Genomic DNA, 13,650 nt, shown 5'->3' with positions numbered 1-13,650 from the left:
GGAACCGGTGAGGGGAGCAGCGCGAAAGCGTTGCGCGAGGCGGCGGAGGAAACCAGGGCGCGATGGCAGTTTGGGCAGGACCATGTCGGCAACAGAGGCTGCGTTGGACGGATTTCGCCATCGCCGCATGAAAGCGCCGTGTCAGAAACATGACCGTCACATGACGTGTTTGCCGAGAAGCGGGCGGGGTGCGCCCAAGACCTGCGCCGGGCGCGCGTTTCAACCAGATGGGCTCACGGAGGTGGCCTCGATGCGCGCGAGTTCCGCTAGCACAGCGTCGCGCACGCGTGCGTCGCATAGCAGCGACACATGGCCGATGCCCGCAAATGCGATGTGCCGCGCGCCGTCCAGCCAGGAAGCACCAGCCGGGCCGACGATGGAGTCGTGCCACGAGAAAATCGACGTGATGCGGGCTCGCACGGCCGGCGTTTCGGATGCTGCAAGCTGCCGCAGCCAAGGGCTTGCCCAAGCCATCTGGCGAACATTATGACCGCGCCCGCTACGCGCCATTGCCGTGCCCCGATGTGGTGTGCCGAGCGTGATGACGTGGGCAACGGGGCCGGATTCCGATTGGCGCAGCAGCGCTCGTGCGGCGAGGCCGCCCATGCTGTGGCAGAGCAGAACGGGCGCACGGCCATGCATGTGCGTCAGGTGTGCGACAGCGGCAGTAATGTCGCGGGCGTAGTCGTCGATGTCGCCTAGCAGCGGCATGAGATCGATGGCGTCGATCGGATGCCCTGCGGCAGCCACATGCTTCTGCATGGGCAGCCATACCGCGCGATTGCAGCCATAGCCGTGGATCATCAGCACAGGCACGCGCTTGCCGTCGCCCGCCGGTAAATCGAACGCGGCGCGCGCTCGGAACGGTTGTAGCACGTTGAACATCCACGCCACGGACACACATTCGCGCAGCCAGCACCCGATGAAGGCGTTGATGCCGATGCGGTGTTCGCGCGGCACGGGCATGCGGTCCCACACGGGGTCGTCCGGTATCGCGGTGCCCAGACTCTTCAGCGACACCAGGAACGCCCATCCGACCGAAAGGAGATAGCCCAGCACCAGCGCCGCGCCCGCGAGCAGGCTTGCCGCCGGCCAGCTCCATCCGCCCCAGTAATGCGCCGCCCAGCCAACCGCCAGCGTTGCCGCACATTGCAGCGCCACGGCGATGCGGCGCGCGGTGGCTGCGGTCAGGAAGGCGAGGGGAACAGGCGAGGTTGGCAGATCGGCGCGCGTCATGGTGGAGGTTGCCGCCGAGCGTGGAACCGATCAGTCGCGCACCAGCCGCGTGCCGGCCAGGCGATCGTGCAGGAACTGGCGCTGCGGATCGAGCCACGCCAGCGCGCCCCAGGCCAGCAGGCACGCCAGAGCGACGCCGGCGCCGGTCCAGCGGGACGCCCCGCTCAGATGGATCACGCCCACTGCCGCGGCCACCCACACCCACGCGAGCAGATAGCGTGCAACGGCGCGGCCCAGCGAAATACGCGATCCATCGGCGTTGACCACGCGCATGCGCCACGTCTGCATCGCCAGCGTCTGGCCGCGCTTGCGCCAAAACCATACGAAGTACAGACCCAGCGCCAGAAAGCCCCACACCTGCAGCCCCACATCGCCGGTGCGCGCCAGTGGCGGCACGATCAGGCGCAGGAGCAGAAAGACAGCCGTGGCGCCAAACATTACGCCAAACAGCAACAAGCCCTCGTAGAGCATCGCGGCAAGACGGCGGCGTAGCGTGGGCGCGGCAAGCGGATCAGGCGCCGCAACGGGGGAAGACGAGGGAACGGAAGTGGCCATCGAACAGAGTGTGAGCGCGCCGTCAGCGCAGTCCTTCATGTGCCGGCGAGCAGGGTGCGCGCGGCACGTGGTTCGGATTATGCCAAAGGGTTGGCTGGCCTCAGCCGCCCAGCACCGTGGAGGGCGGCGGATTGCCCGATTCCCCGCCGGTGGTGGTCGGCGGTGCAACAGGGTGCACAGGTGTGAGCGGCGCACTTGCAGGTGCCGGTGCGGCAGCGGCTGGTTCGGGCGCAGGGGTCGCGGCCGGCGCGGATGCCGTGGCAGTCGGCTTGCTCGTCGGCACCGTCTTGGTCGTACCCGGTTTGGTGCGCGCACCGTGATGGATCGATTTGGCCGCGTCCTTCGCCAAGCGTGCGCCGCCGGGCAGCGCCGTCACTGCTGTCGGATGCTTTTGCGCCTTGGCCGCGGCAGCCAGCGCTTTTTTCTGCTCTTCAGTCAGTTGCTGGTAGCTCTGCCAGGCCTCGCTCTTTTTTTGCACCGGGAGCGACTTAGTGGTCTGGAAATTCTCACGCGCGCGGTGGCGTTGCTCCGGCGTGAGCTTGACCCAGTCCGCCATGCGTGTTTGCAAGCGCTGCTGCTGAGCCGGCGTGTACTTCGGATATGCCCGGGCGATCTGCAGCCACTTTTGGCGCGCCAGTTCCGGCAGGCCGTTCCATTCCGGCGCCAGCGGCGCGAAGATGCGCTGCTGCACGATGGTCAGCTCGGCCCAGTTCGGATGGACGGCGGGTAGCGGATTGGTCGCGGGCGGTGTCGGCAGATCAACCGGCGCATTGACTGTCACGCCCGATGCCGCCGCAGGCGCCGAAGTGTTCGGAACCTGCGCGATCGCAAGACCTGCCATCAGACCGGCGGCACCGATCAACGTAACGATGCCCGCGCGCAGGCAGAATGTCTTTGCGCCTCGCGGTGTGTGGCCGTGGGTGTACAGGAAGTTGCTCATCGATCAGCCTTTCACTGATCGTGCTTCAGATACTGATGGAAGCCTTGATCGGCGTAAGCGGCCAGCGGCAGATCGTCGAGCAGCATTGCGGCATCGACCTCCGCGAGTTCGTCCACGCGTTGCTGCTGTTGCCACTGATAGATGCCTGCGAGTCCGGCCACCAGCGCGATGGTCGGCCAGAGCAAGCCGAGGCGACGCAGGACTGCGGCGGCGCGTTGCAGGGGGGAGGGTGTTTCACCTTCCGTCTCGAAAGACATCGAGCCGACGCCCGGCATCGCCAAGGCAGGCGAGTGCACCGTGCTGGGCACTTCCGCTTTCTTGTGCGCAAGCGCCGTCCGGCGCGCCGCTGCGAGGCGGTCGCGTACGTCGGGCGGCAACTGTCCAGCCGACTCATTCAGAGCGGTTCGGACGGCATGCACAAAACGGCGTTCTCGGAGTTCTACCTTGTTCATAGTCGGATCCCTCGCGCCCGCAGCGCTTGGGCCAGGGCGTGTGTTGCCCGCGAGCAGTGCGTCTTTACGCTGCCCTCGGAACAGCCCATCGCCTGGGCTGTCTCGGCAACATCCATGTCCTCCCAGTAACGCATCAGGAAGGCCTCCCGTTGACGTGTGGGCAGCTTCTCGATTTCGCGTTCCAGGATTTCCAGCATTTGCGAGCGCTCGACTTTGTCGGCGCTGCTTTCAGCCGCTGTGGTGCCGGCTTCGCTTTCGATCAGTTCAAGCGGGTCGGTGTCGTCGCCCTCGGCGTCGGTGCGGAAGCTCGAGAACAGACTCACCCAGGTGTTGCGCACCTTGGAGCGACGAAACCAGTCGTGAATCGTGTTCTGCAGAATGCGCTGGAACAGCAGCGGCAGCTCGGCGCCCGGCTTGTCGCCGTATTTCTCGGCCAGCTTGATCATGGCGTCCTGCACGATGTCGAGCGCGGAATCGTCGTCTCGGACCGCGAAGACCGCCTGCTTGAAGGCGCGTTTTTCGACGCTTAAAAGAAAGGCCGACAGTTCCTGTTCAGAGGCCATACAACGGCGGGTGCGAATCCTGTGAGGCAGCCGCGCGAAAATTCACATTCACAGCATGTGATGATCACGCCGCGTGGCGTCAACGGCCTTGGCCGTGAAAAATGGTGCGATGCTAGCAAAAATGCGGCTCCGCGGACAGTCCGGCGGCCGGGAGCGCCGCCAGGAGAGGGGAGTCGCACCGGCGCTGGACCGCCATGCGGCATTGCAGTATTATCCTCGGTTCACAACATCTGTGGTTTGTCTCATCTGGCCGCCCATCAGGCGGACCATCCATGCAGACGCGCACCGCTCAAATCCGCGCCACAAGCCCGGTAGAGAGCATCCAAACAATTTTTTGCCGAAAATTGCAAAGGACTGACATGAATATGCCAAGCGCGGAATTTTCCCACGCCAATAGCGGTTCATCTGCCGACATGATGGGGGCTGACATCCTCGTCAATGCGCTCGCGGCAGAGGGCGTCGAGTTCGTCTGGGGTTACCCCGGCGGCGCGGTGCTCTATATCTACGACGCGTTCTACAAGCAAAACAAGATCGAACACATCCTGGTGCGCCACGAACAGGCGGCAGTCCATGCGGCTGACGGCTATGCGCGTGCCACGGGCAAGGTCGGTGTCGCCCTCGTGACGTCCGGCCCCGGCGTGACGAATGCCGTGACTGGCATCGCCACCGCTTACCTGGATTCGATCCCGATGGTGATCATCACCGGCAACGTGCCGACGCACGCCATCGGCCAGGACGCATTCCAGGAGTGCGACACCGTCGGCATTACCCGCCCGATCGTCAAGCACAACTTCCTGGTCAAGGACGTGCGCAATCTCGCCTCGACCATCAAGAAGGCGTTCTACATCGCCGCAACGGGCCGTCCGGGTCCGGTGGTGGTGGACATCCCCAAGGATGTCTCGCGCGAACTCTGCAAGTACGAGTATCCGAAGACCATCGAGATGCGCTCGTACAGCCCCGTCAACAAGGGCCATTCGGGTCAGATCCGCAAGGCGGTCAGTCTGCTGCTGCAGGCCGAGCGTCCGTACATCTATTCGGGTGGCGGCGTGGTGCTTGCCGAGGCCAGCGAAGAGTTGCGCCAACTGGCTGCGCTGACGGGGTACCCCGTGACGAACACGCTGATGGGCCTGGGCGCGTTCCCAGGCACCAGCAAGCAGTTCGTGGGCATGCTGGGCATGCACGGCACTTACGAAGCCAACATGGCGATGCAGAACTGCGACGTTCTGATTGCCATCGGCGCGCGGTTCGATGATCGAGTGATCGGCAGCCCGGCGCACTTCTCGTCGCAGCCGCGCAAGATCATTCACATCGACATCGATCCGTCGTCCATTTCCAAACGCGTGAAGGTCGACATCCCCATCGTCGGCAACGTCAAGGATGTGTTGCAGGAGATGATCGCCCAGATCCAGTCTGGCGAAGCCAAGCCCAACAAGACGGCGCTGGCCAAGTGGTGGGAACAGATCGAGCAGTGGCGCAGCGTCGATTGCCTGAAGTACGACCGTACCTCCGAGATCATCAAGCCGCAGTACGTGGTCGAGAAGATCTGGGAACTGACCAACGGCGACGCTTTCGTCTGCTCTGACGTCGGTCAGCACCAGATGTGGGCCGCGCAGTTCTACAAGTTCAACGAGCCGCGCCGCTGGATCAACTCCGGCGGCCTGGGCACGATGGGCGTGGGTCTGCCGTACGCGATGGGCATCAAGAAGGCATTCCCGGACAAGGAAGTTGTCACCATCACCGGTGAAGGCTCGATCCAGATGTGCATCCAGGAACTGTCGACGTGCCTGCAGTACGACACGCCGGTGAAGATCTGCTCGCTCAACAACGGCTACCTGGGCATGGTGCGCCAGTGGCAGGAAATCGAGTACGACAACCGTTACTCGCATTCCTACATGCAGGCATTGCCCGACTTCGTAAAGCTGGCCGAATCGTATGGCCACGTTGGCATGCGCATCGAGAAGACGTCTGACGTCGAGCCCGCGCTGCGCGAAGCCTTCCGACTCAAGGATCGCACCGTGTTCCTCGACTTCCAGACCGACCCGACCGAAAACGTCTGGCCGATGGTCCAGGCAGGCAAGGGCATTTCTGAAATGCTGCTCGGCGCGGAGGACCTCTAATGCGCCACATCATTTCCGTCCTGCTGGAAAACGAACCGGGTGCGTTGTCGCGCGTGGTCGGCCTGTTCTCTGCGCGTGGCTACAACATCGAGACGCTGACGGTCGCTCCGACCGAAGATGCCTCGCTGTCCCGCATGACCATCGTCACGACCGGTTCGGACGACATCATCGAGCAGATCACCAAGCACCTGAACCGCCTGGTGGAAGTCGTCAAGGTCGTCGACCTGACCGAGGGTGCGCACATCGAGCGCGAGCTGATGCTCGTGAAGGTGCGCGCGGTCGGCAAGGAGCGCGAGGAGATGAAGCGTACCGCGGACATCTTCCGCGGCCGCATCATCGACGTGACCGAGAAGACCTACACGATCGAGCTGACCGGCAACGGCAGCAAGCTCGACGCGTTTCTCGATGCCATCGATCGCACTGCCATTCTTGAGACCGTCCGTACGGGCGGCTCGGGCATCGGCCGCGGCGAGCGCATTCTGAAGGTTTGAGCCGGCGCTTGCACCAGCGTGTAACTGCGGCCGGACCCCATCGATATTGAAGTATTTGAAAATTAGGACATCAACATGAAAGTGTTTTACGACAAGGACGCCGACCTCTCCCTGATCAAGGGCAAGAACGTCACCATCATCGGCTATGGCTCGCAAGGCCACGCCCACGCCCTCAACCTGAACGACTCGGGCGTGAAGGTGACGGTCGGTCTGCGCAAGAATGGCGCGTCGTGGAACAAGGCTGTCAACGCCGGCCTGCAGGTCAAGGAAGTGGCCGAGGCTGTGAAGGAAGCCGACGTTGTCATGATCCTGCTGCCGGACGAGCAGATCGCCGACGTGTACAAGAACGAAGTGCACGGCAACATCAAGCAAGGCGCTGCACTGGCATTCGCCCACGGCTTCAACGTGCACTACGGTGCCGTGATCCCGCGCGCCGACCTGGACGTCATCATGATTGCCCCGAAGGCTCCGGGCCATACCGTGCGTGGCACGTACACCCAAGGTGGCGGCGTGCCGCACCTGATTGCCGTGCACCAGGACAAGTCGGGCGCCGCGCGTGATATCGCCCTGTCGTACGCCACCGCCAACGGCGGCGGCCGTGCCGGCATCATCGAGACGAACTTCCGCGAAGAAACCGAAACCGATCTGTTCGGCGAGCAAGCCGTGCTGTGCGGCGGTACCGTCGAACTGATCAAGGCTGGTTTCGAGACGCTGGTGGAGGCTGGTTACGCTCCGGAAATGGCCTACTTCGAGTGCCTGCACGAACTGAAGCTGATCGTCGACCTGATCTATGAAGGCGGCATCGCCAACATGAACTACTCGATCTCGAACAACGCCGAATACGGGGAGTACGTCACTGGCCCGCGCGTCGTGACGGAAGAGACCAAGAAGGCCATGAAGCAATGCCTGAAGGACATCCAGACCGGCGAATACGCTAAGAGCTTCCTGCTGGAGTACAAGGCAGGCCAGCCGACGCTGATCTCGCGTCGTCGCCTGACCGAAGAGCACCAGATCGAGCAAGTGGGCGCCAAGCTGCGTGCGATGATGCCGTGGATCGCCAAGAACAAGCTGGTTGACCAGACGAAGAACTGATTGTTCGCGCCTTGTGCGAGAAGAAGCCAGCCTCCGGGCTGGCTTTTTTTATGCTGAATCCGGGGCGCCAACCATTGTTTCAAGTGCTGGCGCGGCCCCGTGTCGGCTAGAATGCCGCATTTCCTTCAAGACGCTGTCGAGGTCTGATTTGAACAACACGTATCCGCATCCCATCATCGCCCGCGAGGGCTGGCCGTACCTGGGCGGGATTTTCATCGTCACGCTCATCGTGCAGGCTGCCGCCGGCTTCGGCTGGGCTTGGCCGTTCTGGGTGCTGACGCTGTTTGTGCTGCAGTTTTTCCGCGATCCGGCGCGCGTCGTGCCCACGCAGGCCAATGCGATTCTGTCCCCGGCCGATGGTCGCATCGTCGCCGTCGAGCAAGTGCGTGACCCGTACGCCGATCGCGACTCGCTGAAGATCAGCGTGTTCATGAACGTGTTCAACGTGCACTCGAACCGCGCGCCGGTCGACGGCACGGTGCAACAGGTGCAGTACTTTCCAGGCAAGTTCGTCAATGCGGACCTGGACAAGGCGTCGCTCGAGAACGAGCGCAACGCCATCGTGCTGCGCCGTGCTGATGGCCAGCTCGTCACTTCTGTGCAGGTAGCGGGTTTGATCGCGCGGCGCATCCTTTGCTATACCAAGGCAGGCGAAGCGCTCACGCGTGGTCAACGCTACGGCTTCATCCGCTTTGGCTCCCGCGTTGATGTGTACCTGCCGCTGACGGCACGCCCGCGCGTGACCATTGGCGAGAAAGTGTCCGCCACGCTTACGGTGCTTGCTGAGCTGGACTGATCCGGAGGTCACCATGCCCGCGTTCAACCGACGCAAGAAGCGCTTTACCGCCGGTAATGTGACGCACCTGCGTCCGCTGCGGCATAACCAGCCACGTGCGGATGACGACGACCTTGAGATCGTACGTCCACGCCGCCGCGGCATCTACCTGCTGCCCAACGCGTTCACGACGGCCGCACTGTTCGCAGGCTTCTTCGCCATTGTGCAGGCGATGAACCTAAACTTTGAGACGGCTGCCATTGCCATTTTCGCGGCGATGGTGCTTGACGGCATGGATGGGCGCGTCGCTCGCATCACCAACACGCAAAGCGCGTTCGGCGAGCAATACGATTCGCTGTCCGACATGGTGTCGTTCGGCGTCGCACCGGCGTTGGTCATGTACGAGTGGATCCTGCGCGACCTGGGCAAGTGGGGCTGGCTCGCGGCGTTCGTGTATTGCGCTGGCGCGGCATTGCGTCTCGCGCGCTTCAATACGAACATCGGGTCAGTTGACAAGCGCTTCTTCCAGGGCATGCCGAGCCCGGCAGCCGCAGCGCTCATCGCGGGTTTTGTCTGGCTGGCGATCGACAACAAGCTGCCGGTCAAGGAGCTGTGGATGCCGTGGGTGGCCTTCGGGCTGACGCTGTATGCAGGGCTGTCGATGGTGTCGAACGCGCCGTTCTACAGTGGCAAGGCGCTCGACGTTCGTCACCGCGTGCCATTTGGCGTGATGGTGCTCGTGCTCGTGTTGTTTGTCGTGATATCGAGCGATCCGCCGGTCGCGCTGTTTGGCCTGTTTGTTGGTTACGCGGTATCGGGCTATCTGCTGTGGGGCTGGCGTGCGCTGCACGGGCAACAGGGCAGCCCGCGCTTGCCGAAACAGGCATCGGGTGACTCGCATGAGTGACCGATGCGCTGCACCAATGTGCGCTTGCGCCGATTTTTGAATTCGTCTATAGTCGTTCGCATGCTTTCGCGCCCGATTTCCATTCTGATTACGCTAGTCTCGATTGATGGCCTACTAGGTCGTCAGGTCGGGACACGCGCATAGGAAATCGCAAGACAAGGCAAGCAGAAACCGCCAAGTTTTCGCGAACCAGGATTCACAGCGCCCCGGCCTGCAACCATGCACGCCGGGGCGTTTTGCATTCTGCGCCGCAAAAAAACCATTCGAGACATCCACTAAGACCGACGCCAAAAACGTCACCCCCACCAAGGAGCCGCCATGAGCGACAAACTCATCATTTTCGATACCACCTTGCGCGACGGCGAGCAGTCGCCTGGGGCGTCGATGACCAAGGAAGAGAAGATCCGCATTGCCAAGCAGCTTGAGCGACTCAAGGTGGACGTGATCGAAGCCGGCTTCGCGGCCAGCTCCAATGGTGACTTTGAAGCGATTCGCGCGATTGCGCAGTCGGTTAAGGATTCGCGCATTTGCTCGCTGGCCCGTGCGAACGACCGCGATATCTCGCGCGCTGCCGAGGCGCTCAAGCCTGCCGGCCAGTTCCGTATCCATACGTTCATCGCCACATCGGCGTTGCACATGGAGAAGAAGCTGCGCATGTCGCCGGATCAGGTGTACGAGCAGGCACGCCTGGCGGTGCGCTTCGCGCGCCAGTTCACCGACGACATTGAGTTCTCGCCGGAAGATGGCAGCCGCTCCGACATGGATTTCCTGTGCCGCGTGCTGGAAGGCGTGATCGCCGAAGGTGCAACCACCATCAACCTGCCGGATACGGTGGGCTACGCGGTGCCGGAAGGTTACGCCGCGCTGATCCGCTCGGTGCGCGAGCGCATTCCGAATTCCGACAAGGCGGTCTGGTCGGTGCATTGCCATAACGACCTGGGCATGGCGGTCGCCAACTCCCTGGCCGCTGTCAAACTGGGCGGCGCGCGCCAGATCGAATGCACGATCAACGGCCTGGGCGAGCGTGCCGGCAACACCAGCCTCGAAGAGGTGGTGATGGCCGTGAAGACGCGTCGCGACTACTTCAACCTCGACGTTGGTGTTGATACCACGCAGATCGTGCCGGCGTCCAAGCTGGTCTCGCAGATCACCGGTTTCGTCGTTCAGCCGAACAAAGCTGTCGTGGGCGCCAATGCGTTCGCGCACGCTTCGGGCATCCACCAGGATGGCGTGCTCAAGGCGCGCGACACGTACGAAATCATGCGCGCCGAAGACGTGGGCTGGACGGCCAACAAGATCGTTCTGGGCAAACTCTCGGGTCGCAATGCGTTCAAGCAGCGTCTGCAGGAATTGGGCATCGAGCTGGATTCGGAAGCCGAACTGAACGCTGCCTTCACCCGCTTCAAGGAGCTGGCCGATCAGAAAGCCGAGATCTTCGACGAGGACATCGTCGCCATCGTTTCGAACGAAGCACAGCACAGCGAGGGCGAGCACTTCCGTTTTGTGTCGCTGGCCCAGCGTTCGGAAACCGGCGAGCGTCCGCACGCGCGCGTCGTCTTCGTTGCGGACGGCAAGGAAGTGACGGGCGAGGCGGAGGGCAATGGCCCGGTTGACGCCACGCTGAATGCGATTGAGAGCAAGGTCGCGAGTGGTGCAGAACAGCTGCTGTATTCGGTTAACGCCATCACGACAGGCACGCAGGCACAGGGTGAAGTGACGGTGCGGCTGTCCAAGTCCGGCCGCATCGTCAACGGTGTGGGTACCGATCCCGACATCGTCGCGGCTTCGGCCAAGGCTTACCTTGCCGCGCTGAACAAGTTGCAGGACAAGAGCAGCGAAAAACTCAACCCGCAGATCTGATCTCGGGCACTACCAACACACGCAGGAGTCAGCCCAGACCCCAACACGATCACTACTGAGCGCGCAACCGGTTATCCACCGGAACGCGAAGCGGGTGCAGCGGCACCGGACACGTCAGGAGCGTGCGCCATGCCAGCCGTCTTTGAGAGCGATGTCTGTGTGATCCACGACATGGCCGACCCGAATGTCCACGCCAGGCGACGCGCCTCGCGTGGATGTTGCTGTTCTGGCGTTGAGCGCTGGCTTACCGGCTCGAATCGTGATCGCGGTCGTACATCGGGTCCGGGCTGACTTGCGTGAGCCGCACGATACCGTCGCGGTCGAAATAGAAGTTCATCAACGAAGGCCACACACCCTCGTGCCTGAAGCGGTAGGACCACACCTGCCGATCCATCAGCCGGAAATAGGCGGTTTCCTCGGGCTTGCCGAAGGTTTGCAGTACATCATTCCGCGTCGCCGTGCCGACACGGATCTGCGCAAAGTCCATCGTGGTCAGAATTTGCCGGAACGAGACGAGCTTGCCACTCGCATCGAAGTCCGCGGCATACGTGAATTGACCATAGGGCTGCGTCGGATATAGCCAGCGCATGCCGCCATCCGCATGCGGATATCGCTCGGGTGGTTTGCCAAAGCGTGCCTCCACGGCAGAAGCGGGTTGGCCGAGCAGTGCTTCGCCTGTTTGCACGGGCGCCAGCACGGTGCACGCGCACATTGATATCAGCGTTACAGCGAGAAGCGCAGCGCTCCGCCACGTCGATCGAATGTTCACAATGATTCTCCCGAGGTTTTCAGTGTAGGAGCCCGTGCGAGTGGTGCTGGCTTGTGTCGACATGCAACGGCGCTTTACCATCCGCGCTTCACGGAGATTTTCCATGGTGTTTCGTTGGTTTGTGGCCGCGCTGGCGGCTGTGGGGTTGTGTGGCGTGGCAACTGCCCAGCCTGAAGCCGCACCGATCCGGTTGGCGCTGATTGAAGGGTTGTCGGGCCCGTTTGCCAATGCGGGCGAGGCAGTGGATCGCAATCTGCGCATGGCCATTGAGGATGTGAATGCGCGCGGCGGTGTGAAGTTGCCCGATGGCCGCCATCCGCTCGCTCTCGTGCGATTCGATAGCAAGAACACCGTCGACGAATCGTTGCTGCAATTGCAGGCTGCCACGGATGCGGGTATCCATTTCGTTCTGCAGGGCAACAGTTCGGCGGCCGCGGCAGCATTGTCGACGTCGATTTCGCGCTACAACGACCGTCATCCAGGCGCGCGGGTGCTGTTTCTGAACTACGCCGCCGTCGATCCGGCGCTGACCAACGAGGCATGCAGCTTCTGGCATTTCCGCTTCGATGCGTCGGCCGACATGCGCATGCACGCGCTGACGGAAGTGATCCGCACGGACAAGGCCATCAAAAAGGTCTACCTGATTGGGCAGGACTACACGTTCGGTCGCCAAGTGGCGCAATCGGCGCGTCAGCAGTTGAGCGAAAAGCGGCCGGACGTGACGATCGTTGGCGAGGTTCTGCACCCGATCGGCAAGGTGAAGGACTTTGCGCCGTATGTGGCGCGCATTGCCGCGTCGGGTGCGGATACGGTCATCACCGGCAACTGGGGTAACGATCTGACCTTGCTGGTCAAGGCCGCCCGGGATGCCGGGCTCAAGGCGCGCTTCTTTACGTTCTACGGCAACTCGCTCGGCGCACCCGGCGCGATGGGCGAAGCAGGTGTCGGTCGTGTAGTGGCGGTGGCGGAGTGGCACCCGAACCTGGGTGGCGCCAAGTCCGATGCGTTCTACAAGGCCTTCCGCGCCCGTTACCCGTCGCCCGCCGACGATTACCCGCTGCTGCGCGACCAGATGATGGTCGACATGCTGGCCGCGGCCATAGAGCGGGCGGGTACCACGGAAGCTACCGCGGTGGCACGTGCGCTGGAAGGCGCATCACTCGACAACGGCTTCCATCGCATCACGCTGCGGGCGGAGGATCACCAGGCAATCCAACCGCTTATCGTCACGCAGATGGAGCGAGCGGGTACGCTTGGTGTGCCCTTCGATATTGAGGGCTCCGACTACGGTTTTCGTACGCTTAAAGTGATTCCTGCTTCGCAAACCGCTTTGCCTACGATCTGCAAAATGGTGCGCTATTGAGCGGGATGACACAGAACTGTCGTCCGGGCGGCGTTCTGGGCTATAATCGCGGTCTTGCTGTCCGGACCGGTTTCGGATGGGGCGGTAAGATCATTGTTCAACACGGCACCAACGGCGGCTATTCAGGCGCTGCAGTGTCCGCAAGTCAAAGGAATCAAAATGTCCGTCGCTGACATCAAGAAGCAAGACATCGTCAAAGATAACGGCCGCAGCGCCAACGACACGGGTAGCCCGGAAGTGCAAGTTGCACTGCTGACCGCCCGCATCAACGAACTGCAGCCGCACTTCAAGGCGCACATGAAGGATCACCACAGCCGTCGCGGTCTGCTCCGCATGGTGAGCCGTCGTCGCCGTCTGCTGGACTACCTCAAGAGCAAGGACGCTGACCGTTACACCGCGCTGGTGGCGAAGCTGGGTCTGCGTAAGTAATGGTGGGTATCACGCACTGCGCGTGATGAAAAGTGCCTGCGTCAGCGTGCTGATGCAGGCATTTTGTTTTTGGCGGCCGCGTTTGTGGCCGCGCCGGGCAA

The 13,650-nt window shown here is 62.5% G+C and carries 14 protein-coding genes; 8 read left to right on the top strand and 6 right to left on the bottom strand.

What is annotated here, in order from left to right:
• Window positions 1-219: 219 nt before the first annotated feature.
• From ACTJK6_RS13565 to ACTJK6_RS13545, 5 genes are all read right to left on the bottom strand, one after another.
• Complete coding sequence (locus tag ACTJK6_RS13565) at window positions 220-1,236, bottom strand: esterase/lipase family protein (protein WP_440819141.1); 1,017 nt, start codon at window positions 1,234-1,236, stop codon at window positions 220-222.
• 30 nt (window positions 1,237-1,266) lie between these two features.
• A complete protein-coding gene (locus ACTJK6_RS13560) occupies window positions 1,267-1,791 on the bottom strand; it encodes an RDD family protein (protein ID WP_433864768.1) in 525 nt (174 codons plus the stop codon).
• 100 nt (window positions 1,792-1,891) lie between these two features.
• On the bottom strand, window positions 1,892-2,731 hold the full coding sequence (locus tag ACTJK6_RS13555) for a DUF3106 domain-containing protein (RefSeq protein ID WP_440839359.1): 840 nt from the start codon (window positions 2,729-2,731) through the stop codon (window positions 1,892-1,894).
• Between the two features lie 11 nt (window positions 2,732-2,742).
• Window positions 2,743-3,183 carry a DUF3619 family protein gene (locus tag ACTJK6_RS13550; protein ID WP_232040475.1) on the bottom strand — a complete coding sequence of 147 codons (441 nt, stop codon included), beginning with the start codon at window positions 3,181-3,183 and terminating at the stop codon, window positions 2,743-2,745.
• Window positions 3,180-3,746, bottom strand: coding sequence for an RNA polymerase sigma factor (locus ACTJK6_RS13545; protein ID WP_232040474.1), 567 nt, complete (start codon window positions 3,744-3,746; stop codon window positions 3,180-3,182). The genes ACTJK6_RS13550 and ACTJK6_RS13545 overlap by 4 nt, the downstream gene beginning before the upstream one ends.
• Window positions 3,747-4,105: 359 nt before the next feature.
• Between ACTJK6_RS13545 and ACTJK6_RS13540 the strand changes: the two genes are divergently transcribed.
• From ACTJK6_RS13540 to ACTJK6_RS13515, 6 genes are all read left to right on the top strand, one after another.
• Window positions 4,106-5,863: an acetolactate synthase 3 catalytic subunit gene (locus ACTJK6_RS13540; RefSeq protein WP_045206179.1), complete on the top strand. Its 1,758-nt coding sequence runs from the start codon at window positions 4,106-4,108 to the stop codon at window positions 5,861-5,863.
• On the top strand, window positions 5,863-6,354 hold the full coding sequence (gene ilvN, locus ACTJK6_RS13535; protein WP_004630835.1) for an acetolactate synthase small subunit: 492 nt from the start codon (window positions 5,863-5,865) through the stop codon (window positions 6,352-6,354). The genes ACTJK6_RS13540 and ilvN overlap by 1 nt, the downstream gene beginning before the upstream one ends.
• A 75-nt stretch (window positions 6,355-6,429) precedes the next feature.
• Window positions 6,430-7,446 carry a ketol-acid reductoisomerase gene (ilvC, locus tag ACTJK6_RS13530; protein ID WP_004630832.1) on the top strand — a complete coding sequence of 339 codons (1,017 nt, stop codon included), beginning with the start codon at window positions 6,430-6,432 and terminating at the stop codon, window positions 7,444-7,446.
• 148 nt (window positions 7,447-7,594) lie between these two features.
• Window positions 7,595-8,242, top strand: a complete 648-nt coding sequence (locus ACTJK6_RS13525) for a phosphatidylserine decarboxylase (protein WP_092969549.1) — start codon at window positions 7,595-7,597, stop codon at window positions 8,240-8,242.
• A 13-nt stretch (window positions 8,243-8,255) separates the two neighbouring features.
• The gene (gene pssA, locus ACTJK6_RS13520) at window positions 8,256-9,128 is read left to right on the top strand and encodes a CDP-diacylglycerol--serine O-phosphatidyltransferase (RefSeq protein WP_260801841.1); all 873 of its coding nucleotides are present in this window, start codon (window positions 8,256-8,258) and stop codon (window positions 9,126-9,128) included.
• A gap of 318 nt (window positions 9,129-9,446) precedes the next feature.
• On the top strand, window positions 9,447-10,988 hold the full coding sequence (locus tag ACTJK6_RS13515) for a 2-isopropylmalate synthase (protein WP_232040472.1): 1,542 nt from the start codon (window positions 9,447-9,449) through the stop codon (window positions 10,986-10,988).
• A gap of 244 nt (window positions 10,989-11,232) precedes the next feature.
• Here the strand turns inward: ACTJK6_RS13515 and ACTJK6_RS13510 are convergent, their stop codons facing one another.
• Window positions 11,233-11,700, bottom strand: coding sequence for a hypothetical protein (locus ACTJK6_RS13510; protein WP_440839620.1), 468 nt, complete (start codon window positions 11,698-11,700; stop codon window positions 11,233-11,235).
• A 160-nt stretch (window positions 11,701-11,860) separates the two neighbouring features.
• On the opposite strand from ACTJK6_RS13510, the gene ACTJK6_RS13505 reads away from it, so the two are divergent.
• Window positions 11,861-13,120: a branched-chain amino acid ABC transporter substrate-binding protein gene (locus ACTJK6_RS13505; RefSeq protein WP_440839358.1), complete on the top strand. Its 1,260-nt coding sequence runs from the start codon at window positions 11,861-11,863 to the stop codon at window positions 13,118-13,120.
• Window positions 13,121-13,279: 159 nt separating this feature from the next.
• The gene (gene rpsO, locus ACTJK6_RS13500) at window positions 13,280-13,549 is read left to right on the top strand and encodes a 30S ribosomal protein S15 (RefSeq protein WP_012436069.1); all 270 of its coding nucleotides are present in this window, start codon (window positions 13,280-13,282) and stop codon (window positions 13,547-13,549) included.
• The last annotated feature ends 101 nt before the right edge of the window (window positions 13,550-13,650 follow it).

The sequence above is a fragment of the Ralstonia sp. 22086 genome (genome assembly GCF_052045975.1).
Lineage (GTDB): Bacteria > Pseudomonadota > Gammaproteobacteria > Burkholderiales > Burkholderiaceae > Ralstonia > Ralstonia wenshanensis.
This window is presented reverse-complemented; position numbering and strand designations above follow the sequence as displayed.